The organism is Diplocloster hominis, from assembly GCF_032380655.1.
GTDB classification, from domain to species: Bacteria; Bacillota; Clostridia; order Lachnospirales; family Lachnospiraceae; genus Diplocloster; species Diplocloster hominis.
Map to the genome: position 1 here is coordinate 37,288 of NZ_JAWDIY010000006.1, position 23,794 is coordinate 61,081.

18 protein-coding genes are annotated in these 23,794 nt (G+C 50.5%); 6 read left to right on the top strand and 12 right to left on the bottom strand.

Features of this window, described 5'->3' with window-relative positions; genetic code table 11:
- Positions 1–21 precede the first annotated feature (21 nt).
- The 5 genes from ABC831_RS07315 to ABC831_RS07335 form a co-directional block, all read right to left on the bottom strand.
- Entirely contained in the window at positions 22–978 is a 957-nt protein-coding gene (locus ABC831_RS07315) for a sugar phosphate isomerase family (protein ID WP_343247567.1), read from the bottom strand.
- 44 nt (positions 979–1,022) lie between these two features.
- Positions 1,023–1,730 (bottom strand): PIG-L deacetylase family protein, encoded by a 708-nt coding sequence (locus ABC831_RS07320; RefSeq protein WP_343247568.1) that lies wholly within the window; start codon positions 1,728–1,730, stop codon positions 1,023–1,025.
- Between the two features lie 290 nt (positions 1,731–2,020).
- Positions 2,021–3,091, bottom strand: coding sequence for a Gfo/Idh/MocA family protein (locus tag ABC831_RS07325; RefSeq protein WP_343247569.1), 1,071 nt, complete (start codon positions 3,089–3,091; stop codon positions 2,021–2,023).
- The gene (locus ABC831_RS07330; RefSeq protein ID WP_343247570.1) at positions 3,088–4,104 is read right to left on the bottom strand and encodes a Gfo/Idh/MocA family protein; all 1,017 of its coding nucleotides are present in this window, start codon (positions 4,102–4,104) and stop codon (positions 3,088–3,090) included. The genes ABC831_RS07325 and ABC831_RS07330 overlap by 4 nt, the downstream gene beginning before the upstream one ends.
- Positions 4,098–4,949: a sugar phosphate isomerase/epimerase family protein gene (locus ABC831_RS07335; RefSeq protein ID WP_343247571.1), complete on the bottom strand. Its 852-nt coding sequence runs from the start codon at positions 4,947–4,949 to the stop codon at positions 4,098–4,100. Before ABC831_RS07335 ends, ABC831_RS07330 begins: the two co-directional genes overlap by 7 nt.
- A 232-nt stretch (positions 4,950–5,181) precedes the next feature.
- Here ABC831_RS07335 and ABC831_RS07340 point away from each other — a divergent pair, with 232 nt between their 5' ends.
- From ABC831_RS07340 to ABC831_RS07350, 3 genes are all read left to right on the top strand, one after another.
- Positions 5,182–6,063, top strand: coding sequence for a helix-turn-helix domain-containing protein (locus tag ABC831_RS07340; RefSeq protein WP_343247572.1), 882 nt, complete (start codon positions 5,182–5,184; stop codon positions 6,061–6,063).
- A gap of 95 nt (positions 6,064–6,158) precedes the next feature.
- Entirely contained in the window at positions 6,159–7,010 is an 852-nt protein-coding gene (locus ABC831_RS07345; RefSeq protein ID WP_343247573.1) for a sugar phosphate isomerase/epimerase family protein, read from the top strand.
- Positions 7,011–7,130: 120 nt separating this feature from the next.
- Positions 7,131–10,433 (top strand): lamin tail domain-containing protein, encoded by a 3,303-nt coding sequence (locus tag ABC831_RS07350; RefSeq protein ID WP_343247574.1) that lies wholly within the window; start codon positions 7,131–7,133, stop codon positions 10,431–10,433.
- Between the two features lie 296 nt (positions 10,434–10,729).
- On the opposite strand, the gene ABC831_RS07355 is transcribed toward ABC831_RS07350, so the two are convergent.
- Positions 10,730–10,996, bottom strand: coding sequence for an AbrB/MazE/SpoVT family DNA-binding domain-containing protein (locus ABC831_RS07355; protein ID WP_343247575.1), 267 nt, complete (start codon positions 10,994–10,996; stop codon positions 10,730–10,732).
- A 128-nt stretch (positions 10,997–11,124) separates the two neighbouring features.
- Here ABC831_RS07355 and ABC831_RS07360 point away from each other — a divergent pair, with 128 nt between their 5' ends.
- Complete coding sequence (locus tag ABC831_RS07360) at positions 11,125–11,718, top strand: nucleoside recognition domain-containing protein (protein ID WP_343247576.1); 594 nt, start codon at positions 11,125–11,127, stop codon at positions 11,716–11,718.
- A gap of 146 nt (positions 11,719–11,864) precedes the next feature.
- On the opposite strand, the gene ABC831_RS07365 is transcribed toward ABC831_RS07360, so the two are convergent.
- Together ABC831_RS07365 and ABC831_RS07370 are read right to left on the bottom strand one after the other, a co-directional pair.
- Positions 11,865–13,871 (bottom strand): FAD-dependent oxidoreductase, encoded by a 2,007-nt coding sequence (locus ABC831_RS07365; RefSeq protein ID WP_343247577.1) that lies wholly within the window; start codon positions 13,869–13,871, stop codon positions 11,865–11,867.
- Between the two features lie 131 nt (positions 13,872–14,002).
- The gene (locus ABC831_RS07370) at positions 14,003–15,568 is read right to left on the bottom strand and encodes a PucR family transcriptional regulator (protein ID WP_343247578.1); all 1,566 of its coding nucleotides are present in this window, start codon (positions 15,566–15,568) and stop codon (positions 14,003–14,005) included.
- Between the two features lie 399 nt (positions 15,569–15,967).
- On the opposite strand from ABC831_RS07370, the gene ABC831_RS07375 reads away from it, so the two are divergent.
- Positions 15,968–16,492: a nucleoside recognition domain-containing protein gene (locus ABC831_RS07375; RefSeq protein WP_158351293.1), complete on the top strand. Its 525-nt coding sequence runs from the start codon at positions 15,968–15,970 to the stop codon at positions 16,490–16,492.
- A 312-nt stretch (positions 16,493–16,804) separates the two neighbouring features.
- A complete protein-coding gene (gene metF, locus ABC831_RS07380; protein ID WP_343247579.1) occupies positions 16,805–17,665 on the top strand; it encodes a methylenetetrahydrofolate reductase [NAD(P)H] in 861 nt (286 codons plus the stop codon).
- Between the two features lie 176 nt (positions 17,666–17,841).
- Here the strand turns inward: metF and ABC831_RS07385 are convergent, their stop codons facing one another.
- From ABC831_RS07385 to ABC831_RS07400, 4 genes are all read right to left on the bottom strand, one after another.
- Positions 17,842–19,899, bottom strand: coding sequence for a glycoside hydrolase family 20 zincin-like fold domain-containing protein (locus ABC831_RS07385; RefSeq protein ID WP_343247580.1), 2,058 nt, complete (start codon positions 19,897–19,899; stop codon positions 17,842–17,844).
- Between the two features lie 100 nt (positions 19,900–19,999).
- On the bottom strand, positions 20,000–21,088 hold the full coding sequence (locus tag ABC831_RS07390) for a sugar ABC transporter substrate-binding protein (protein WP_343247581.1): 1,089 nt from the start codon (positions 21,086–21,088) through the stop codon (positions 20,000–20,002).
- Between the two features lie 80 nt (positions 21,089–21,168).
- A complete protein-coding gene (locus tag ABC831_RS07395; protein ID WP_158351289.1) occupies positions 21,169–22,128 on the bottom strand; it encodes an ABC transporter permease in 960 nt (319 codons plus the stop codon).
- A gap of 4 nt (positions 22,129–22,132) precedes the next feature.
- Positions 22,133–23,662 (bottom strand): sugar ABC transporter ATP-binding protein, encoded by a 1,530-nt coding sequence (locus tag ABC831_RS07400; protein ID WP_343247582.1) that lies wholly within the window; start codon positions 23,660–23,662, stop codon positions 22,133–22,135.
- Positions 23,663–23,794: the final 132 nt, after the last annotated feature.

Sequence of the window (23,794 nt, forward strand, 5' to 3'; positions counted from 1 at the left end):
CCGCTGCCAATAAAAATAATCTTAATTACACTCCGCCACCAACGGACCGGCCAGCTCCTCCAGATAAAGCAGCGTCCCGGGAATCGTGGGCACATAAGAGGAAGTGACATAGCGGTCAGGTCCATACCGCAGTGTCATCCACAGGGACATTCCCTGCCACTGCATCCCTCTGGAAAGAGCGCCATCCGCCCCGCCGATCATCCGGTCAGACTGAAGGAACAGGCCTGGGCCTACCGTGTTAGCCGTACAGGATACCAGAGTCGTTCTGCTCTTAAAGCTGGTAATCGCGTTCTGCTCCACTGTAAGCGGATGCAGCCTGGCGCCTTTCCGGTAGCACTGCTGTCTCCATTCCTCATCGGTAGCGAATTCATCCGCAAAATGCGGCTCCCAGAAAGCAATATGGCACATTCTTCCGATTCCATATACGGTAATCAGTCTGGCCCCCTGCTCTTTTAAAGCTTTTATCTTATCCGGATAAGTGGGAAGGTTCTCTTTGGTTGCGAAGTTACGCTGGGAAACGGGAACGGTCAGTTCGCCCAGGGGATTGTAAAACGCGTGTTCCATGGCATACTGGAAAGAAGCGGGATTCGTACTTTCCAGGGTATTGCCGTCACCGTCCGCCCATTCATCCATGTTAAAGCAATAGAGATGCTCACAGGATACATTCCACTGTTTCAGAAAATAGACCACCCATTCATACATACCCATAGGACCCACAGGGAGAATCATAGCCAGAATCTGCCCGTTGTCTTTGGCGGTTTTGATTTCCAGTGCGATCTCATGTCCCAGCTTCACATTAAACTCTTCAATTGTTTTACAGGAAGCGATCTGAAAGTCTTTATTCCAGAACGGCTGGCGCTCACTGATCTCCTCGGGGGCATGGCTTACGCAAGCGTCGATTTTGGCCATATCCCAGCCGCGGGGATAGAAATTTTCCAATAAGCTTCCCTTTACAGTAGAATTAAAATCGATTTTCATAGATATTCATCCTTTCTTATATGTAATCTATTTGCAAACATCTCTTACGGCAACAGATGCTTCGTCGTCATTCTCGGATAAACGGTGCATGGACGGTAGCCCTCGGCATAAGGGACGCCGCACTGATATCCGCGGTATTTGGAACAGGTTCTCACCATATCGATAAAATCAATGTGATCATGTTCCAGCATCCATCTGAGCTGGGAATCATGACAGGAGAGGGCCTTTAACTTCGTCTCGATCTGATTGGTGATATCCACATAATGTGTGGGAGAAAAATCAACGCCGCCCACCGTATCCATATAATAGATCGGAATAAAATTCGGTATGGCCGTATATTTTACGGACTTGTGGGCCAGGGTGGCGATAAAGCTTCCGTTAAAGGCCAGCCGGTTGGTTTCAATATGATCCTGCATGTAATCTGCGTCGTTATGTGTAATGATCACGTCCGGCTTTACGTAACGAACCACATCGGCCATGGCATCTACCACGTCATTATCATATCTGGTGACCAGGACATCGCCTACATCCAGATTAAATACTTCTTTGGCGCCGATGATCCGTCCCGCCTCCTCAGCCTCCTTCGTTCTGATCTCCCGTAATGGTTCCGGCATAATCTGAACATGCCCCATGTTCCCGTTAGCTACATGGCACATATACACATCCGCGCCCTGCTCCACGTATTTGACTAAGGTGCCGGAGCAGGCTATTTCCAGATCATCCGGATGGCATCCCACTGCTAATACATTCATTCATGTCCCTTCCTTTCTGTTTTTTTCGGTCTTTCCTGTTGAATAATTTTAAAAATATTTTATTTAATGCTTAGTGCGGCGTTTTTATATGCTAATCATATATCAGCATCCGGTATATGTCAACGAATTTTATAAAATAATTTTATTATTTAAACATAAAAAAATAGGAAATATTTTGTGTTTATAGATAGATGCTCTATAAAATGCAGCAAAAATGGAAGAAATATATATAAAATATAAGATATAAAAGGTTGTTTAAGCAAAAAACGTTGTATTATAAAAATAATTTATTAAAATGACAAATTTTCCACAACTGTTTGTCGGTATGACGTTCCTCTTTGCTTTTCCTGCTGCTTCAGTTTAGCAAGCACCTGTTTTTGTGCATCACAGCATACCATAAAGCTCTCAAAGACTTCCTCGATCGAAGGGTTCGCCGCGCACCCTTCCTCAATCATCCGGATCAGATGGTCAAATTGGGCGCCGGTGGGCTTGCGGTCGCTCTGGAGGTTTATCATTTCGTATTCCTTCTCCGGATATTTGTAATATTCAATCAAATCGCCTTCTTCCTGATGCGTCTGCCGGTCTTTCCGGTAGATAATCCGGATGCTTCCCCCGGGGCCGACGAATTCTTTTAGATTATCCGAAGAAAAAGTGTTGCTCCAGCCGGCCTCATAGTAGCCCACGGAACCGTCGTCCAGTTCCAGGGTCATAAAACCGTAATTAAAGGAACCCTCCGGTACGCTGGCCTCTGTTCTGGAACCGGATGCCGTCACACGCTGTACCCGGGCGCCCGTGAACCACTGCATCACATCTACATAGTGGACCCCGCAGTCCAGCAGAGGCGAAGTTTCCTTCAGGATGGCCAGATATTTTTCCCAGTCCATGGTGTGATGATTCTGTACCATCCGAAAGACGATGGGCTTTCCGATAGCGCCGGATTGGATCATGCGGGCCACCTTTTGATAGGTGGCATTGTGCCGCAGGATGTGGCCTACCAGAACCCTGCACCCGGGGTTGGCTTTTACCAGCTGAACGAAACGGCGGCCCGCTTCCAGGTCCGGCGCAATGGGTTTCTCGCAGATCACGTGCTTTTGATGTAGAATACACTGCTGCGCCAGCTCCAGGTGGGTACTGGGATAAGTGGCGATGATCACGATATCGACCTGAGGGGAAGAGATACAGACCTGGCTGTCTGTACAGAAATGACGGGCCCCATATCGTTTCTGAAAGCTTAATGCCTTTGCCTCATCCAGATCGCACACAAACTCCAGCCTTACATTTTCTTTATAATATATCTGTGAAAGATGAGCCTCCCCCATATGTCCGCAGCCGATCAGCGCCACGCCATAGGTTTTTCTCATGACTGTCTCATACCTCCCGCCAGATCGATCTCCCGGAGCACAAGCCGGACGGAATCGACCGCCTCCTTCAGTGTGGCCACGGTCAGCGGGGTATGGTTTTTAACCCCCTGAGTGAAATACCGGAGCTCATTATAGTAGCCTCCCAGAGAGGAGATATTTCCGCCGATATCATTTTCGCTCTCGAATTCTTTGGCCAGCTCAGGGATAATCCGCCCGCCGGTCCTGGGATAGACAGCCAGGGAGGGAGCGGCGGAAGAATCGAATACTACTGTGGCCTCATCGAACTTCACCCGGTATTCCATGGTAAATGGAAATGCCTCAGGGTAATCCCAGCAGGCCTCCACAGTGACGGCCGCATCCTCATATCCGTAAGTGGCAAAGATCTGCTGGATGACGCCTTCGGAATCCCTGGCGGCCCGGGCGGTTACCTCCAGAGGATCGCCCAGCAGATACCGCACATAATCCACATCATGGACATGCATATCCAGGGCTACGGTACCGGAGCATTCGGGGCGGTGAAGCCAGTTCTCCCAGGCCCAGCCGGGCAGCGGACTGATCCGCTTAAAGACACCGGAGCGCAAGGCCCCATAGGTCTGCTTTTCCATCGTCTCTTTCAGCCAGGCGTACTCGCTCCACAGCCGGATACACTGTCCCACCATGACAGGGACGGAAGTTTCCCGCTGGACGGCCAGCAGAAGGTCCATCTCATCCGGGCGCAGGCAGACCGGCTTTTCTATGAATACGGCCCGGCCTTTTTTCATGGCCGCTACGGCATATTTCGTATGCAGGTAGGTGGGCAGGCAGATATCGATCACATCCACATCCGCCTGTTCGATCAGATCCATGCCCTCCCCGTAGACCCGGGCGGAAAATTTTAAAGCGGCAGCCTTTGCATACTCCGGCCGCAGGTCCGCCACCGCGGTAACTATTACATCCTCCTCCATCAAAGCCTGATAGCAGGCAGTGTGCATCCCGCCCATATATCCGGCCCCGATTAATCCGATTTTCAGCATAAGCATTTCTCCTTTCCGATGATGCGGTCCATAGAGGCCGCCGTGTTATAGAGAATCTGTTCCGGCCAGCAGGTGTAAGGCGGAAGCATTTCCGCGGTACAATAGCCGTCATATCCGATATCCCGGAAAGCCCGCATCACTTCAGGCCAGTCCACATCGCCGGCCAGCAGATCCACGAATCCATGCAGTCCGCCTGCCGCCCTCCGGTAATCTTTCAAATGAACCTTCTTAATCCGGTTTCCCAGAATCCTGATCCACTGCTCGGGATAACCGTTATACACCACATTTCCCACATCGAAGTAGGAGCCTATGTACGGGCTGCCCACCCGGTCGATAAAGTCCCGCATTTCCAGCGGAGACACCAGGAACTTATTCCACACGTTCTCGATACCGACCTGAATCTGCGCGTCCGCAGCCGCAGGAGCCAGCCTTTGAAATGAAAGAAGCGCTCTGTCATAAGCCACATCATAAGGCACCACATCCCGCTCCGGCAGGAAATCAACCCCCACTGCGCCGGGGACGATCAACACCGCATCCGCCTGCAGCGTTTTCGCTATCTGGATTTGTCTCAGGGCCAGTTCCTCTGCCCGATCTCTCTGCGCCTTATCATCCGATGTGAAGGAATAATCCCAATACAGGCCGCTGGCAATGCTGTGAATCCGGATTCCGGTCTCCCGGGAATCTTCTAAAATCCGGTTTAATTCCTGGTCTGCGGTATCCGGCGTCAATTCCCCGGTACCATCCATGGCCAGCTCGATTCCGTCAAATCCTGCGTCCCTGGCCAGCTCCATACATTTCCTAAGAGGCTGCCCGGCAAAAGACCAGATACTGATTGCTTTCTTCATGAAATCCACCTTTTTTCCTTTCTTAGTGACTGAATTGGTTACGAGGCTGCTATTCTATGCCTGCCGGTCCCCTCCCGGCGGGTTTGGAATAGCATGCACACTTTACATGAATGACTGAAAAGTATATACTTTTGATAGCTATAATTATAAACTCTTTTTAAGAATCGCACTTTACAATAAGCGTTCTCAAATTTATAGAATCGGATCATTTTCCTGAAAAGAAGGGACAAATATGCAACAATATTATAAATTAAAGCTGGAGACCGTGGTGTTCATCACGGACATTGTCAATATATCGTATTACGCCCTGCCTAAAAATTATATATTCGGGGGGGAGAGCCATGATTTCTGGGAATTTGTCTATGTGGATAAGGGGGAACTCATTATTACCGCTGACAGCCGGAGGTATCTGCTGAAAGCGGGAGAGCTGGTTTTTCACTGCCCTGGGGAATTCCATGACCTGCAGACCATCCGGAATTCCACGGCCAATATCGTTGTGGTGTCGTTTGCCTGCGACAGCCCGTGTATGGAATATTTCCGCAGCAAAATCCTGTTCCTGAATCCGTTTGAAAAGGAATGCCTGCTCCGGGTCGTCAGGGAATCCGAATCCGCCTATGAATTTTTTGAAAAATCAGCGCCCAGGATCAATATGCAGAAAAAGCCGGACGCGCCTTTTGGAAGCGATCAGCTTCTGAAAACCAGTCTGGAGCAGCTCTTTATCCAGATTTACCGAAGGCAGGACGGAATCGGTACCAGGGAAAGGCGGATCGGCTCCAACGCGCTGCAGAATCACGCGATCATCGCGCAGCAGGTGCAGACCTACATAAGGGACCATTATGCACAGAAGCTCACCCTGGAGATCCTGGCGGCGCAGGTCAACATCAGTGTATCCCAGCTGAAACGCACCTATAAAGATCAGACCGGTTCCTCCGTCATCGCTTACCTGACAAAGATACGGATCAAGGAGGCCAAGCGGCTGATCCGGGAGAGCAACCACAACTTTACGCAGATCGCGGAGTTAACAGGCTATGACAATATCTATTATTTCTCCAGGCGCTTCAAGGAAGAGACGCAGATGACTCCCACGGAATACGCCCTGTCCCTGAAACATTAGTGTACTGACAGGAACCTGTCGGTTCGCTGGAAAAGGATACTATTATAAAAGGAGAGCTTTAAAAAAGAAGAGTTTTAAAAAAGAAGGAGAAGTTCATGAATAAAATAGGAGTAATGCTGGAAGCCTTCAAAACCAATCCTCTGGAAGCCCTGACTCTGGCGCAGGACACCGGAGCCGATGCCGTCCAATTCTACGGCGGCACCGGCCCTCTGGACTGTGACCGCCTCATCCGGTCCGAACGCCGGGAGTTTGAGAAAGCCCTGCAGAAATCCGGCCTCGCGATCAGCGCTGTCTGCGCCGACCTGGGCGGCCATGGATTCGCCATCCCCCGGGAAAACCCGGAGCGGATCGCCAAAACCGGCCGCATTATAGAATGGGCTGCCGAACTGGGCTGCCGGGCGGTAACCACGCATCTGGGGGTTATCCCTGCCGATCCCGCCGATCCGGTCCGCCGTGTCCTGGCGGATGCCTGCCGGAGAATGAACGAACTTTGCGGGAACTTTGGGGTGTACCTGGCCATCGAGACGGGACCGGAGACGGTCTTTGTACTGAACAGCTTTCTGACCGGACTGGACTGTCCCTATATTGGAGTCAACTTTGACCCGGCGAATCTGGTTATGGTGACTGGTGATGATCCCATAGAGGGGGTCCGTATTTTAAAAGACCGTATCGTACACACCCATGTGAAAGACGGGAAAATGTTAAAACAAACGGATCCGGCTGTCATCTACCGTTACTTTGCCGAGGGCGGCATCGATGATATGCGTCTCAGCGATTATTTTCTGGAGACGCCATTGGGACAAGGCGGAGTAAACCTGCCCCGATGGCTTCAGGCTCTGCGTGACATCTCTTACAGCGGCTATCTGACGATCGAACGGGAGACCCTGAATAACTGCTTCGAAGAGATCCTGGGCTGCGTCCTGCTGGTGAGAGAACTGCTTAAATGACAGTTTTGTAAACAATTTACTTTTTTTTAACTTTTGTTTGATTTAAACTTGAAGATAATATGCTATTTCTATTTAGACTTGAAAATTCAGGAATAACCAGGAGAAAAGAAAGGGCATATTATGAAAAGAAGTAAGAAGAGCATATGGATTCGCGCACTTTGCATGCTGGAATTGGTTTTCATGGTATCATCACCGATGCAATATGCGCAGGTAGTAAACGCAGCGGAGACCGAAAATACCGTATTTATCAATGAGATTGAATCCGATGACGCGAATGGCGGAAATGACTGGGTAGAGATCATGAATACGGGTGATCAAGAGGTAAATATCAGCGGATGGTTTCTATCAGATGATAAGGAATTGGAACGCCTGACAGATGGCAGCGCATGGCGCATAGCCGAGGGCACCGTGTTGGAAGCGGGAGCGGTTCTGGTTTTAGAGGACGGCCTGAATTTTGATTTTGGTTTAGGAAAGAATGACAAAGCCGTACTGTATGATGCTGACAGCCAGGTTCTGGATTCCTATGAGTGGTCCGGCCATGCGGCCGGGACTTATTCCCGCGTTCCGGACGGCACAGGCGGTTTCCTGGATCAGGATGCGACGAAAGGGCAGTTAAACATTGCCGGCGGCGGTGACCAGGAGCCAGATCCCCAGTATGGTCAGATGGTGATAAATGAGATCAATTCCGCGCCGGATGACTGGGTTGAATTTACAAATGTGGGTACGGAGGCCATGGACATTTCCGGTTATGAAATCCGGGACAATTCGGATGACCACCGATGGAGATTCCCGGACGGGACGAGTCTGAATCCGGGTGAATTCCTGCTGGTGAATGCGGATACGGCAGGCCGGGTATACCAGGACCAGTCGGATACCTATGAGGACGGACAATTTCAGGAGGCGATCGGAATCGGTTCCGGGGACTCTATCCGGCTGTATGACGCAGCGGGAACTCTGCTGGATGAGTACGCATGGACGGAGCATGCCAGTTATGAGGGAAATCAGTCGGCAGCGTCCTTTGGACGCTATCCGGACGGAACAGGGTCCTTCACCCTGATGCCTGAAACACCGGGTGAGGGCAATAGCTGGTATACGCCGTCCATCGTGATCAATGAAGTGGAATCTAACGGGGATGCCACAGACTGGGCGGAAATCTACAATGCGGGAACGACACCTGTGGATTTGAGCGGCTGGTATCTGATGGACAATGATCCGGTGGGACATGCTGCGGACGTGACCCCCGTGGCTGAAGGAACGGTTCTGAATCCGGGAGAGTTTTATGTATTCGATCAAATGGAACATTTTACATTCGGCCTGGGAAAAGCGGATCAGGTGACTATTTATAACAAGGATCGTATTGTGGTTGCGGAATTTGCCTGGGAGGATCACGCAAACGGGGTTTTTGCGCGTATCCCTGACGGAACCGGGGAATTTATTGATTTTGCGGTGTCTACAAAAGGGGAGGCAAATATAGTTAAAAATCCGGTGGTTTTGAATGAGATACAGTCTAAGGACCCGCAAGGCGGACCGGATTGGATAGAACTTGCCAACAATACGGCAACTGAGCTGGATATATCAGGAATCGTGATCAAGGATGACGATGATACCCACGAATATACCATACCTGCAGGAACAAAGATTCCGGCCTATGGATTTATCGTGTTTACGGAGAATGATTTTGGGTTTGGCCTTGGGAAAAATGACAGGGTACGTATGTATGAAAACGATCTGCTCCTTGCGAGTACAACCTGGGTGGATCAGACAAGCCCAACCTGGGGCTTATACCCGGATGTGAACGGGAAGGAGTATAGAAATACGAAAGAACCAACTCCCGGCGCAGCCAATGTATTTGACGGGATTCCTGAGGTTATTGCATGGCCGGGGAAAGGGGAAGTGGTTCCCTTTGACACAGAACCCACTTTTTTGGAAGATTCTTCCGGATTAGATTTCTATAACGGCCAGCTGTATGCGGTGGACAATGGCACAGGGAAATTTTGGATATTGGATGCGGCGCAGGATGGAACGCTTACTTTTGCAGAAGGCTTTGAGAACGGGAAGCGGGTCCGTTTCCAAAAGGACGCAGATCATGCTTTTGCTGCCGGGCCGGACGCGGAAGGAATCAGCGTGGATGCGGAGGGGTTTGTATATATTGCTTCAGAACGTGACAATTCCGCGAAGGGTGTGAACTACAATGTAATCCTGAAGGTGGACCCGGGGGAAGAAGGAACAGATGTGATTGCGCTGCAGGAGTGGGATTTGACAGCGTCCCTGCCCCAGGTTGCGGCCAATACCGGAATAGAATCGGTAGAGTGGGTCTCTAATGAGGACGTGACGGACATGCTCTATGATCAGAACACGAATGCCGGATTTAACGCAGAGAATTATCCGGACGCTATAGCGGACGGCGTATTCTTCGTAGCATTGGAAGATAATGGACATGTATATGCTTACGTGTTAAATGAGGATGGGAGTGCCGTACAGATCGCGGACATCGACAGTAAGCTGGGCGGCGCCATGGCACTGGATTATGATACTTATGAAAAGGTATTGTGGGTGGCGGCGGATAATGGATTCGGCAACCGCGCGGCTGTAGTAACATTCACCGGTGAGGCGGACCCTAAGATCGTTCATGTAATGCCCGCGGGCGGTGTCGATGTATCAGGCAATAACGAGGGCTTTGCAATTGCCGAAGCAGGATATACCAGGGACGGCCAAAGACCGGTATATCATTTTCAGGATGGTGTAAAAACCGGAGCGTTAACCATTGGCTCTATCGCATGCGATTACAAGGACACGCCGCTGCCTGTGACATACCCGATTCTTGAGGGCGCGGATCAGACAGTTGTTCCTCAGGCTGACGGGACCGTTTTCATTCGGGTGCATGCAGATATACGCAAGTTTGTAAATGTAGCCGTAGACGGCAATACGTTGGATGGTACAAATTATAAAGTGACAGAAGGCTCAACAATCGTTACGTTTACATCGGAGTATCTGTCAGCATTATCCGTTGGTACCCATTCGGTTGTAATTAACTTTACGGACGGGGCAGCTGCCACATCGCTGACCTTGGCAAAGGCTTCTGACGGCGATAAGCCTTCAGGTGATGACAATGCAGGTACGGTTCCTGATGATAATAATGCCGGCACGTCTCCTGATACCGATAATAGTACCGGTACCGCTCCAGACACCGATAATAATACCGGTACTGCTCCTGATACTGACAATAATACCGGCACAGACAGTAATACGAATAATGGCAATAATACGGATACAAAGAACAAGTCCACGGAAAAAGCGTCGGCGCCTGACACGGGAGATCATACGCCTATCGTGTGGCTGTTCCTGTTGGCTATAGGAGCGGGAAGTATCACATTGGCATTTTTGCGGTTTTCAGGTAGGAAAAAAGAGGAAGGAATAGGATAGCAGAATAGAAATACGGAATACCAGTTCCTTATGAGCCGCAGGTAGAAGCCCGGGATACGGGCACATTGCTCAAAGTGTAAAAGATAATCCGAAAGGCGAATAACCATAAAGGAAATAAAACATCAGATAATAATTTATGTGAAAAAAATTTAAGCAAAATTCTTAGTAAAATAATATACAAAAAATCCATAAGATGTAATAAATACAGGACAGCCGGAGATTCCAATCTTCGGCTGTTCTCAAGCATAATATATTTCGTTGTCAGCAGAGGTTAGAGCATTACGGATTCGGTACGCTCAGCCCTCTTCAATTTTCAAGCCTGCCAGTTGTGCCAATTTACGGATAGAATTTTTTGATACTTTCTTTCCGTTGTAGTCAACCAAATCTTCCGACTCACCTGTAAAAATATCGCAGGGTTCATAGCGCTGCAGGATAATTTTATCCTCCTGCACGAAGATCTGTAAAGCATCACGTTCCTGCAGATGCAGTGTTTTGCGCAGCTCCATAGGTAAGGTTATACGGCCTAGCTCATCCAGGCGACGGACAACTCCAGTATCTTTCATAAACGCACCTCCCTATATTTAGTGTTAGATCCCTATATTTTTATTATAAATTTATTTGTTTTATATGGCAACCACATATTTGACATGTAATTTTCATATAGTGTAAAAAAATAGCAGCGGGAGTCTCTATGCTGAATTATTTATGGGGATTTATGATTGTGATCGGTGTCGTTTACGGCGCGATTAACGGCAAGATGCCGGAGGTTTCCAACGCGGCGCTGGACTCTGCCCAGGAGGCCGTCACGTTATGTATTACCATGGTGGGAATTATGTCGATGTGGGTGGGCCTTATGGAGATTGCCAAAGATTCGGGCCTGATCCAGGCCGCGACGAAAAAAATCCAGCCGCTGATCGGATTTCTGTTTCCGGACGTTCCCAAAGACCATGAGGCCCGGGAGCATATTACGACAAATATCATAGCGAATTTCCTGGGACTGGGCTGGGCTGCCACGCCGGCCGGGCTTAAGGCCATGAAGTCTCTAAAGGAGCTAAACGGGGACAGCAAGGTGGCCAGCGTTGATATGTGTACCTTTTTGATTGTTAACATCTCGTCCCTGCAATTGATCCCGGTGAATATCATCGCGTACCGGAGCCAGTATGGATCGGTGAATCCCACGTCCATTGTGGCGCCGGCCATTGTGGCTACCCTGATTTCCACTATCGTTGGGGTAGCCTTCGCTAAGATCATGGGCAGGAAAAGACATAAACAGGGCCATAGCTGACACTAAGAAAATCCGGGAAGGGATCTTTAACGGAATGGGACTGTAGGAAATAAATCAGTCATAGCAGATAGGAAACACGATTGAGGGTCTCACATGAATATCTGGTATGCAAATTTTATTACCTGACAGCCCCATATGATTTATAGTCAGATTCTTCTGGCGGCGTGGAATCCTTCATGTACGGCCTGCATAATTTTTCTTGGTTTGTTTACATCCCCTACAGGAATAATTTCCACACCTTTACATTTGGTGCGCAGCTCTTCCACCAATGCTTTTCTGGATTTTAATCCCAACGCACATATGACGGAATCGGCTGCATAAGACACTTCTTTTCCTCCGGTCTGGCAGACCACTTTGGCTCCGGTCATTTCTACAATTCTGTGATTCATCTTCAAATGAACTCCCAGCTCGGCTAGTTTCGCGTCCAATACCCATTTCGTATATACCGCCAGTTCCGGTGCTGCGGCAGGAAGCAGATCAATCATTGTCACCTCTTTGCCCTCTTCGGCCAGCACCATGGCCACTTCGCAGCCGACCAGACCGGCGCCGCAGACGATCACGGAATTACCGGTGCTTTCTTTGTGATCCAGGACTTTCAGCGGGTCCAGAATGGTGCTATCCTGTGCGCCGGGGATACCCGGCCTGAAAGTATCTGCACCGTTGGCGGCGATTACTGTGTCATAGCCGCCTTCCAGGATCATTTCCGGTGTCGCTTCGACATTCAGCCGGATATCCGCACCGCAGGACATGACGGCCTGAATCAGATAGCTGGTATAATCCCGGTAATCGATCTTAAAGTCCGGTAAAGAGACATAATAGAGCTGCCCGCCCAGTTCATGGTTCCTTTCAAACAGGGTAACCTTGTGGCCCCGTTCCACAGCGGTAAGGGCAGTCTGCATACCGGCGGGACCTCCGCCGATAACCGCTATATTTTTCTTCTTCATAGCCGGTGTAACCTGCGTGAAACCTTCGAATTCTTTTCCGGCTTCGGCGTTTACCGCACAGGAGATTCCACAGTTGCGCATGACTTCGCCAAGACATTCGTTACAGCGCAGGCAGCGCCGTATGGTATCGGCTTTTCCTTCTTTGATCTTATTGGCGTAATCGGGATCAGCTATGGTCTGCCGTCCGAAAGCAATAAAATCTGCGCCATTGTTTTCCAGTATTTCCTCCCCTTTTTCCGGAGTGATACTGCACACCGCAATGACTGGGACGGAAACATGTTTTTTCACTTCGGCGGCCAGGTCTGCAAGACTGGCTCTGGGAGTATAGTTCGGCGGGACCCACATGGAGGTGGCGACACCGCGGCTTAAGTTTAGACCCTCCGGGGATTTTTTCCCGGCCATCACCTCGTTATAGTTGTGGAGCCTGGAGTCCCAGGTCCCGGCAGATACGTGAATAGCGTCTGCGCCGGCCTCTTGTGCCATTACGGCAAATGAACAGGCTTCCTGCAAGGAGACCCCGTTCGGCACATCCTCATCTGCCGACAGCCGGTAGATCAACGGAAAGTCAGAACCGGTATATTCTTTAATCTTATGTATGGTTTCCAACGCGAAACGGGCGCGGTTTTCCAGGCATCCGCCGTATTCATCGGTTCTATGATTGGTATAGGCCGACAGGAACTGTAACGGCATATAACCATGTGCCCCGTGCAGTTCGATGGCGTCGAATCCACAATCTTTGGCCCTTGCTGCTGCCTGGCCATATTTTTCGATCAGTTCATGGATTTCATCGATAGTCATCTCCTTAGGGTTCTCTCCGGGAAGCTGCATGGTTCCAACTCCGGAGGGGGTGAGGGGCCGCTGGCCGGTAACGCCTTCCCCGGCAAAGCAACCGCCGTGAGCCAACTGCAGACAGACCTTGGCTCCGCCGGAGTGTACGGCGTGAGGAATCCGGCTTAAGCCGGGCATGAAGCTGTTTTTCGTGGCTTCAATTTCTCCGGGAATCACGCGCCCGGAGGGATCGGGACAGCATACCTCCGTGATAATCAGGCCCATACCGCCATTGGCGCGTCTGGCATAGTAGTTGACGATGACGTCGGACACTGTTCCGTCCGCAGCGGCCAGATTTGTACCCATACCGGGCATGACCATCCGGTTTTTCAGCTCCATAGTCCCTATTTTACCGGGTTCTAACAATTTGTCATAGTTCATGGGAATCCTCCTTATACAGATGAGTGTGTTAAAAAGATTTGATAATAGTTTAACAAACAATTCGGGGATTTTCATTGATGAGAGAGAAAAATAAACGGCCTTAAATTGTGCATTTGAACAATTTGAGGCCGTTATAGATTCATATCATAGGACATTATGGACAATTGCAGATTCAGGCGTACTTGAAAATCATCAAAATCTTCTTCGAGAAGCTCACGTATCTTATTCAGACGATAATTAATTGTGTTGCGATGGACATAGAGAGAGTCGGCGGTTTCACCAACATTCTGATTGTGCCGAAAATAACAGCGGAGCGTATCGACATAGGAACTTTTTTCACGAAGATCCGTTTCCAGCAGTATTTCAAATGAATGGCAGCGGTAGAGTTGGCGGTCGTCTCGGGTATAAGCGTGCTCCAGCAGCAGATTCGGCAGATATCTTTCATAAGGATACAGGTGCCGCGGGCTGACTAAGCGCAGATGGGGAAAAAGGCCGCATAGGCGGCGGGTCTCCCGGAAAGCCAGGGCCAGGGCTGACAACCCTTCTACGGGATGGCTCAGTGCGCAAAGCATCTGATGAGTTTCCATATAATGATCCACTGCATCACTGAAAAGGTACTGATAAGCTTTCTGACTGCGGAAACTTAAGATGAAGTAACCGGTGGTTCCATCAAAGGTATAGATACACAGATCCGCAGTTCGCAAAAAGAACTGACGCAGATCATCCAGATAGCGGCCGATATAGATCTGGTTATCTTCTCCGCATACACCGGCAACAGCATTCCACTGCCGGAACTGTAAATGCATGGACTCGGCACGGTTGTGTATCATAGCTTCCGACTGCATGTTGCCCAGAAGCAGATCTTTGGTAAATTCACTTTTCATCTGACCGACCGCAGCAGAGATGGTATTACTCTCACTGATTTTAACTGCGCACACTTCCGCTAACATCTGAAGAACGTACAGGTCCGGGGAGGTGATTCTTTTTTCGATTTCCAAAAGGGCAATATAACCTTTCGTCTTTGATCCGATCTTAATACGAGCCACAACCCGCTTGCTGCAGCCTTTGAATGCCTCATCGTCAACAAATAGAGGAATGGAGGAGTTCTCCAGACGTTCCCAGAATGCATTGACATCTGTCTGGTTCACTAATTTCATGGGGCTGTAGCTGGCGTTTATGATTTCATTCCAGATGGGATCGTCAACGTCCTGATTTTGGGTATAGGCTAAGAGCATGAAAGATTCGTCCGTGATCATCAGCGGGTTCTGTAACAAACGGCGCCCGAACTGCTCAAGCTCATGTAAGGAGGCGCCTCTCGAAACCATGGAAACCAGATCGATATATTCAGAACGAAGAAGTTCTTCCTGACGGACGGATAGCCTGTGAAGTTCCTGCAGCAGCAGACGTTCCAGGATTGGCACCGTATAGGAAGAATCCCTGAGCTGGATCTGGCAGCAGGATGATTTTGAATTATGACAGCTGTCCAATAGGAGGGATTCTCCTGCCGGATAGATGATTATACCAGCCTGCACGGGAAGGGAACCGGAAAACGGGGATTCACCGGGGGCGGCCAGGTATGCATAATGCTCGCCAGACTCCGGCGACAGGGGAGAGCCTGCGGACATTACTCCTGCAATGTCCGCAGATGTGGCTGGATCTCCGGTTATCAGCCGATAGGGAATCTGTTGTTCTTCCATAAATAAAAAGATATTCAGCATTGGTTTGCTCCCCTGCCATTAGAATGGAATCCCTGATTATAATCGGGCATTCCACATAGTTTCTTTAATTCCGGCCGCATGTTTACCTCGGGTTTCTTTGTTTTTGCGTCATTCATATTTTATCCTTTCCCGCCGGATATTACAATGTTCTTCTTTTGATTGTACCGATAAAAAACGCCCAGCCCATAGATTCCGGCGGAATAGACCCATTTCAGCGTCCTACGGTCAGTACGCCCAACTCATACAGCTCCCGGATATGGAACAGGAAATAATAAATGGGGTATGAGAGGAAGCTCCATTAGCTGGAATCAGAAGGATAGGTATGCGCTGATGTTAAGGCTCATATAATATATCAATGGAAACAAGGGACTTAATCAAATGAAATTTCTGGTCTTTATCTCTGATTTTATAATACCGCTTATGATATTTTACATAGTCGGGCATGGCATTTTGATGAAAAAAAACGTGTATGATGATTTCGTCAAAGGAGCAAAAGACGGATTCAAGACGGTGATACGGATCATGCCTACGCTGATCGGGCTGATGGTAGCGGTAGGTATTCTAAGGGCATCGGGGTTCCTGGATATGATTGCCGATGTTCTGGGGAGATTCACTAATGTAATCCATCTGCCGTCGCAGCTGGTACCGTTAATTATTGTCCGGATGTTTTCCTCCTCTGCGGCTACCTCTCTGGTACTGGATATCTTCAAGCAGTACGGGCCGGATTCTGTCCTGGGGACGATCACTTCGATTATGATGAGCTGTACCGAGACGATCTTCTATACCATGAGCGTATACTTTATGACGGCTAAGGTGACCAAGACAAGATATACGCTGGCCGGAGCGCTGGTGGCGACCTTTGCCGGGGTGGCGGCGAGCCTTATACTGGCTGGGATGCTTTAGAATGAGCGGAGACGGAGAGGGCGGCGAAAAAATTTGCCTGCGGATACTAAAGAGCCGCCGCTCCCCTCTCAGCCCTGCACTAAGACAAGTATATAACGTTACTAAAATATGATTGTAAGGGTTAGGTATGATTGGAATAATTAGAATAATTAGAACTGTTGGAATTATTGGAAAAGATGATAAGGAAAGTCTTTCGCCGTATATTGTTATCTGGTACAATTAAAAAAGCGGGGTTTACGAAGCAGCGTTGGCTGTTTTGGGCGGCGCATGTAAGCTGCAGAATGGATTTTTGGACAAAGGAGTATGTATCATATGCGGATAGAGAAAATGTTTCAGCCGGGGAAGCCGGTGCTTTCTTTTGAAATCTTTCCGCCTAAGCGGAACCGGGAATTAGAGGAGATCGACGATACATTGAAAGTATTATGTGAGCTGGAGCCGGATTTTATCAGCGTGACATTCGGGGCCGGCGGCAGCGGGATCAGCAGCCGAACGGTGGAACTGGCGAAGAAAATCCGTAAGGATTATCATGTGGAGCCGCTGGTTCATCTGACCTGTCTGAATTATTCGAAGCGGGAGATCTGTGAGATTCTGGATGAGCTTAAGGAGGCGGGACTTGAGAATATTCTCGCGCTGCGGGGCGACCGGAATCCGGAGGTGGAACCGAAAGAGGATTTTGCTTATGCCAGCGATCTGGTGAGATTTATCCGGGAATACGGAGGATTCCATATCAGCGGCGCCTGTTATCCGGAAGGGCATATGGAGGCGGAGAACCAGATCCAGGATATACGGAATTTAAAACATAAGGTCGACGAGGGGGTCAGTCATCTGGTTTCCCAATTGTTCTTCGACAATGAATTTTTCTATGGATTCCAGGAGAAGGCCCGGATCGCCGGGATCGATGTCCCCATCGAGGCCGGTATTATGCCGGTTATCAATAAAGCCCAGATCGAGCGGATGGTGTCCCTGTGCGGCGCGTCCCTGCCCCCGAAGTTCAGACGGATCATGAGCAAGTATGAAGACCGGCGGGATGCCCTCTTTGACGCGGGGATGGCCTATGCGGTGAGTCAGATCGTGGAGCTGTTATCCAATGATGTGGATGGGATACATATATTTACCATGAATAATCCGAAGGTGGCAAAGAGGATATGTTCAGAGATCAGGAATTTGATATAGTCGAAAGGGGACATGTCCATTCCGGTTTGGACATGTCCCCTTTTTACTCTGCACGAGTCAGCATCCGGGGACAGGCCCCTTCCGCCATTTGTTACCTAATAAGCCTATTTTATTGACGGAATGTGCCAGTCCCCTTTCTATTTGGACATGTCCCCCTTTCGATGTCCCTTTTGTCTTTACAGCCATCCAAGGGCCTCCACCCCGAGATAGATCATTTCCTCGTCCGCGGTATCCGGATGCAGCTGATTGCCGATCACACGCTTCAGTTCATGGTAAGGTATCATGCAGGACTTGATTCCGGTGGTGGTCATAGGGCATACATCAAAATAATGATGCTTGACTATTTCAAAGTTTTCTTCATTTAACTTCTTCAGTTCTTCCAGAAGAGCGGTCCGTTTTTGGGGAGCTTTTTCAATCAGCAGTTTCAGGTCCGCCAGCGCCATCCGGTAAATCACAGCGTTTCTGCGGTTTGCGCACAGCAGTTTCTGTATGTGGTTGACATTGGATTGGCGGGCGCCGCCCTTTTTAAGCTGATCCAGCAGATCGGACAGATCACGGATGATGTCTTCCGTAACCGCCATGGCTTCCCGGATTGCCGGCTCATCCTGGGGTTCCACCTTGTGGGCGGCGAAGGGCAGGTACTGGGGGAAGATATTTAACTGACTCTCATGTATGGTCAGCATATGCTGTAAAGCAAAGAGCACCCGGTCTGCGTATTCTCCGTACAGATGCTCGCAGCAGGCCCGGTAGAATGCGTCCTCCTCCATCTGTCCGCCCCAGGGGTAATTCGCGTGTACCATCAAATGCAGGAAGAAGCCGTACCACTCGAACATAAAGCCATTGGAACCTCCCACCATAAGCTCGGCGGCTTCCCTGTGCTGGCGCACGTCCTCCTCGATGTACTGCTGCAGCGGCTCGCTGTCACAGCGCAGACCGTTGCTGCGGAAGGTGCGGATCAGACGGCCGAAGCAGGCGGAGATGCCGTTGGATTCTGTGTCCCGGCCTACGATGCGTTCCGGTCCGAAGGCGTCGATCCATTTCAGGAATTCGCTTTTGGGAACGTAGAGGCCCGGTGACCAGAAGAACACCACGTCCTCTGGAATGGCGGCTTTGATGCGTTCCATATCCTCCGCAGACTTGATCAGCGGATTCTGGCGGAAAGCCCGGATTCCGATGACGCAGTCCGGGTTTTCCTCCTTTACCAGCTCGTAGACCTCCTGAAACAGAGAAAAGCTGGCCTGGAACATGGCCTCCGAAGGCGTCTGGCCATTCTTCAGGAAATTCTTTTTGCAATCGTCACAGCCGCAGAACCAGGACGCTTCTTCGCTTTCCTCAAAATCGATCCCGTCAAATCCCAGCTGTACCACTCTGCGGATGCAGTCCTTCATATAGCGGATGTTCTCTTCTTTGGAAAAGCACATCCGGTCAAAATCATTGATATAAGAGGAGCCCTCCGGCAGAACCATCCGCTTTTCCTTATGCACACACGGATAACCGCCGGAGTAGCTGTTCAGGCCCATATAGGCGTATACCTTTACACCCAGGTCATGGGCATCTGCGATCAGTTTCGAGAGAAATTCATCCGCCAGGTTCGGATGGGTAAAGGTGGTGGACAGGAAAGCGTCCGCCTCCGCATTGTACAGCTGCACCTGTACATCCCGGAATTCGGACTCCGGATAACCAGGCATGTGAAAGGGCCAATAGCCATAGATGCATAAGTTAAACTGGTTGATTTTCAAGTCCGCGCAGACGTTCAGATACTCCAGCCACTCCTCATAGCCAAACAGCTGCATGTCAAATCCGATCCGTCCGTATCCGGAATACCAGGTCAGGCAGTTGGACAGGCTGCGTTTTTCTATAAGCGGCCAGTCTGTGATCTCGCACAGGCTCAGGGCATAGCCATCCGGTTTCTCAATCAATAGCTGTTTTAAAGTAGACAGGCCGTGTCCCAGTCCCTCTCTCGTGCCGCACTGCAGGTACGTCCTGTCCCGGCCTACCAGCAGCCGGTAGCCCTGCAGCCGGAACAGCCGCTTCGGCGCTTCCCCGGGTATGGAGGCGAAGGGCGTAACCTGGATCTCATAGTCATTTCCAACGGAAAGGCCGGGTAGATCCCAAAGCTTGCGTTTTAAAAGTCCATCGGCGTTATATTCCCTGCTTCCGGTCACACATATGCTTTGGAAAACCTTGGATGTACCATCCAGGTTTTGTATTTGTTTTGGTTCTGGTATCAGCATAGCATCCCTCCTGTTTTTATTTCTCTGCCTTTTTACGGAAAGGTTGGCTTAAGGGACGGCATCCGCCGTCCCCGCCAAACCATTTGGGGCTGTTTCCCGGTTAATTATAATAATCTTTCAGCTCTTCTACCTGCGCGGCCTTCTCGCTCATATAGTCCGCTACGTTGTCTCTCGTCACCAGCACCACGTCCGGATTGTAGGTGTCGGATTCGAAGGTTTCCCCCCGGTACAAGGCCAGACCAGCCGTGACCGCCTGTACGCCCATAGCGATGGGATCCTGCACCACAGTACTCTGCAGTGTGGAATTGGGATCTTTGAGGGCTTCATAGATCGCGTCGGAATCATCTACGCCGAAGAGGGCCACATCCTGTCTTTTAGCCGTGACGATGGCGGAATTGGCTCCCTCCACCTGGGTCTGGTTGGAGGCGAAGATCACATCCAGGGTATCCTTCCCGTATACCTGCAGGATATCATCGGTCAGCGTCATCATGTTCACCGCGCTGAAATCGGTGGGGAACTGCTCGTCAACAATCTCAATGCCTGGATACTCTGCTATGACTTCCTTGAAGCCCTCGGCACGGTCTATCATGCTGGTCGTCGTCTTGGAGGACAGGATCGCGATGGTTCCCTTGGCCTCCCCGTATTTTTCCGTCAGGTATGCCACCGCATTTTCCCCGGAGGTTCTGCCGATCTGTTTATTGTCGGAGGCGATCCAATAGTCCACCCCTTCTTTGGTTCGGATGTCACAGCTGACAATGATGATCCCCTTCTCCTTTAGTTCCTGGAAGGTTTTTACCATACTGGTATCGTCTGTTTCCTCCGTAATCAGGATCTTACAGCCCATGGCGATCAGATCCTCCACCTGTTCCACCATGACGGAGGCGTCCCCGCCGTGATAAAGTTCATGGAATTCACAGCCTGCCTCATCTGCCGTCTTATGCGCGGCAGCTCCCATATCCATAAAATAAGAAATAGTGGAATAATTGGCAAAGCCAATGATCGGGTTGTCGTCAGCTGCAGCCGCAGCCGGCGCTGGTGTCGCCTCCGGTTCTTCCGGTTCGACAGAGGCCTGCGCAGGTTCTGCCCCGGCAGGTTCCGCCTGCGGCGTCTTTTCCTTTGAGCCGCAGCCGGCCAGCATGGTGAGCACCAGGATCAGCGCCAACAGGGAACATAAGGTTTTCTTCTTCATAATACAGATTCCTCCTTTCATGGTTGCGAGCATGCTCTCATTGCTGTGAACATTAGCTTCTGTTTTTCGCGAGCATAGGCTCATACTTTTTTCTTTGTATAGATCAGAGCTGCGACGATCAGCGCCACCGCTTTGACTACTAACTGCCAGAATGAACTGACTCCGTTCAGATTCAGGGCGTTGCCAAGTACGGTTATGAACATGGCTCCGATCACCGCTCCCAGGATACTCCCCTGCCCTCCGTAGAGATTGATTCCGCCCAGGATAACCGAAGCGATGGCGTCCATCTCCAGCCCCTCGCCCATGGCCGGGTCTCCCATATTCATCCGGGCCGCGTAGATCACCCCCGCAAGGGCGGCGAACATACTGCAGAGGGCATAGGCCGTTATCTTGGTTTTCAGCACACCGATGCCGGCCAGACGGGCAACCTCCTCGTTTCCGCCGATGGCATACAGATATTTCCCCAGAACCGTCTTGTTCATCAGCAAAACTATAATGATAACGAGAACGATCATGAGAATGGCAGGAATGGGGATGGGACCCAGATACCCCCGTCCAATGTCTGTAAAGCTGTCGGGAAGTCCGATGATCTGTGCCCCGTCGTTGTACAGATAGGCGGCTCCTCTGGCCGCATTCATGGTAGCCAGGGTCACGATCATGGCGGAGATATTAAACTTCGCGATGATAATCCCGTTCAGCAGCCCGAATACGATTCCGAAAAGGACGGCCAGCAGCACCGCGGCAAAGGTGGGCAGGTTCCAAAAGGAAACGCCTCCGGCCGCCACCATGCCGGACAGGGCCACCAGAGCGCCCACGGACAAATCGATTCCCGCGGTAATGATCACGATGCCTTCTCCCAGAGCCAGAATAATGACAGGACTTACCTGACGAAGAACATTCAGGGCATTCTGGGTCGTCAGAAACTGTTTGCTCATCGCGGACGCTGCGGCGATCAGCAGGACCAGCAGATATAAAACACCGAATTTCAATAAATGATTGCTTATGGAAAAATGCCTTTTCATTCCGGTTCCATTTCTCATACTCTCACACTCCTAACGTCGCCAGTTTCATAACCGCTTCCTCTGAGACGGTCTCTCCCACCTGCCTTACGATTTCCCCGGTAATGCTGCCGTTTCGCATGACCAGAATCCGGTCCGCCAGGGAAAAGAGCTCCGGCATCTCCGAGGATATGGCCAGGACCGCCATGCCTTCATCCCTCAGTTCCCGGATCAACCGATGGATCTCCGACTTCGATCCCACATCAATGCCCCGGGTGGGCTCATCCAGAATCAGCAGCTGCGGCCCCAGAGCGAGCCACTTAGCCAACACTACCTTTTGCTGATTTCCGCCCGATAGTGTCTCGGCCCATGCATTTTCACCGGAAGTCTTGATCGCCAGATGCTCCATATACCGCGCTACCGTCTCGTTCAGCTGTTTTCCGTTTATGACTCCCAGTCTGCTTACCTGCCCGTATATAGGCATTCCGATATTGTTTTTCACCGACATGGACAGACAGACCCCCTCATGCCTCCGGTCCTCCGTCACCCAGGCGACTCCCTCTAAGATCATGCGTTTGGGCGTCAGCTTTCCCATCCGCTTTCCGCCCACCAGTACTGTTCCCTGCTGCATGGCGCGCAGGCCGTGAAGAGTACGGATCATCTCTGTGCGTCCGGAGCCTATGAGTCCAAAGATACCTACGATCTCTCCGGCATAGACCTTCAGATTCAGGCCTTTGAGCTCCACCTCACCGTACTGCCTGCTGCAAAGGTCCCGGACTTCCAGTACCAGCCTCCTGTCTCCCTCAAACTGCGGGCTGCTGTATTCGTCATGAATATCGCGGCCGACCATGAACTGAACCATATGTTCAATGGTCACGTCCTCAGTCTGTTCCCGGCGGACCAGCTGGCCGTCCCGCAGAACCGCAATGCTGTCGCAAAGCTCCTTGATCTCATCCAGTTTATGGGAAATGAAAATAATCCCGGCGCCCTGTTCCCGCAGCATGGGAAGAATCCGTTTGAGACAGAGCATCTCCCGCTCCGTGAGGGATGAGGTGGGCTCATCCAGTATCAGCACTTCGATGGTTCCCGCCAGGCTTTTGCAGATCTCCACCAGCTGCTTTTGCGCGGAGGAGAGCTCCGCCACTTTTTGGTTCACGTCAATATCAATCTCAAACTGCGTGAGAATCTTCCGGGCTTCTTCCCGGCACTCCTGCTTTCGGATAATCCCCGGCCCTTTCCGCAGCTCCTTTCCGAGAAAAATATTTTCCGCCACCGTCATTTCCGGTAAAAGAGACAGCTCCTGATGTACGATCTGGACGCCGTACTGGGATGCCTGGGCCGGCGTCAGATGGGAATAGGCTTTTCCGTTTAAAAGGATAGTACCCGTATCGGGTTTGAGCGCTCCGGACATAATGTTCATCAGAGTGGATTTCCCGGCGCCGTTTTCACCGATCAGGCCCAGAATCTCCCCTTTTTTCAACGTCAGACTCACCTGATGGAGCGCTGCGGTCCCGCCGAAGCGTTTGCTGATATCCTGCAGCTCGACCACGATCTGCCCTCTGTTTGTTTGTTTCACCTTCACACCACCTTCCCTTTTTCGTTTACTTAGGTGTTACTTAAATTTTATCGGTTTCCACCCATGCAAACAACTGCGCCAATTCTCAATTATGTGTGAAAATTCAAAGACTTTCTGACATTTACTTTTGTT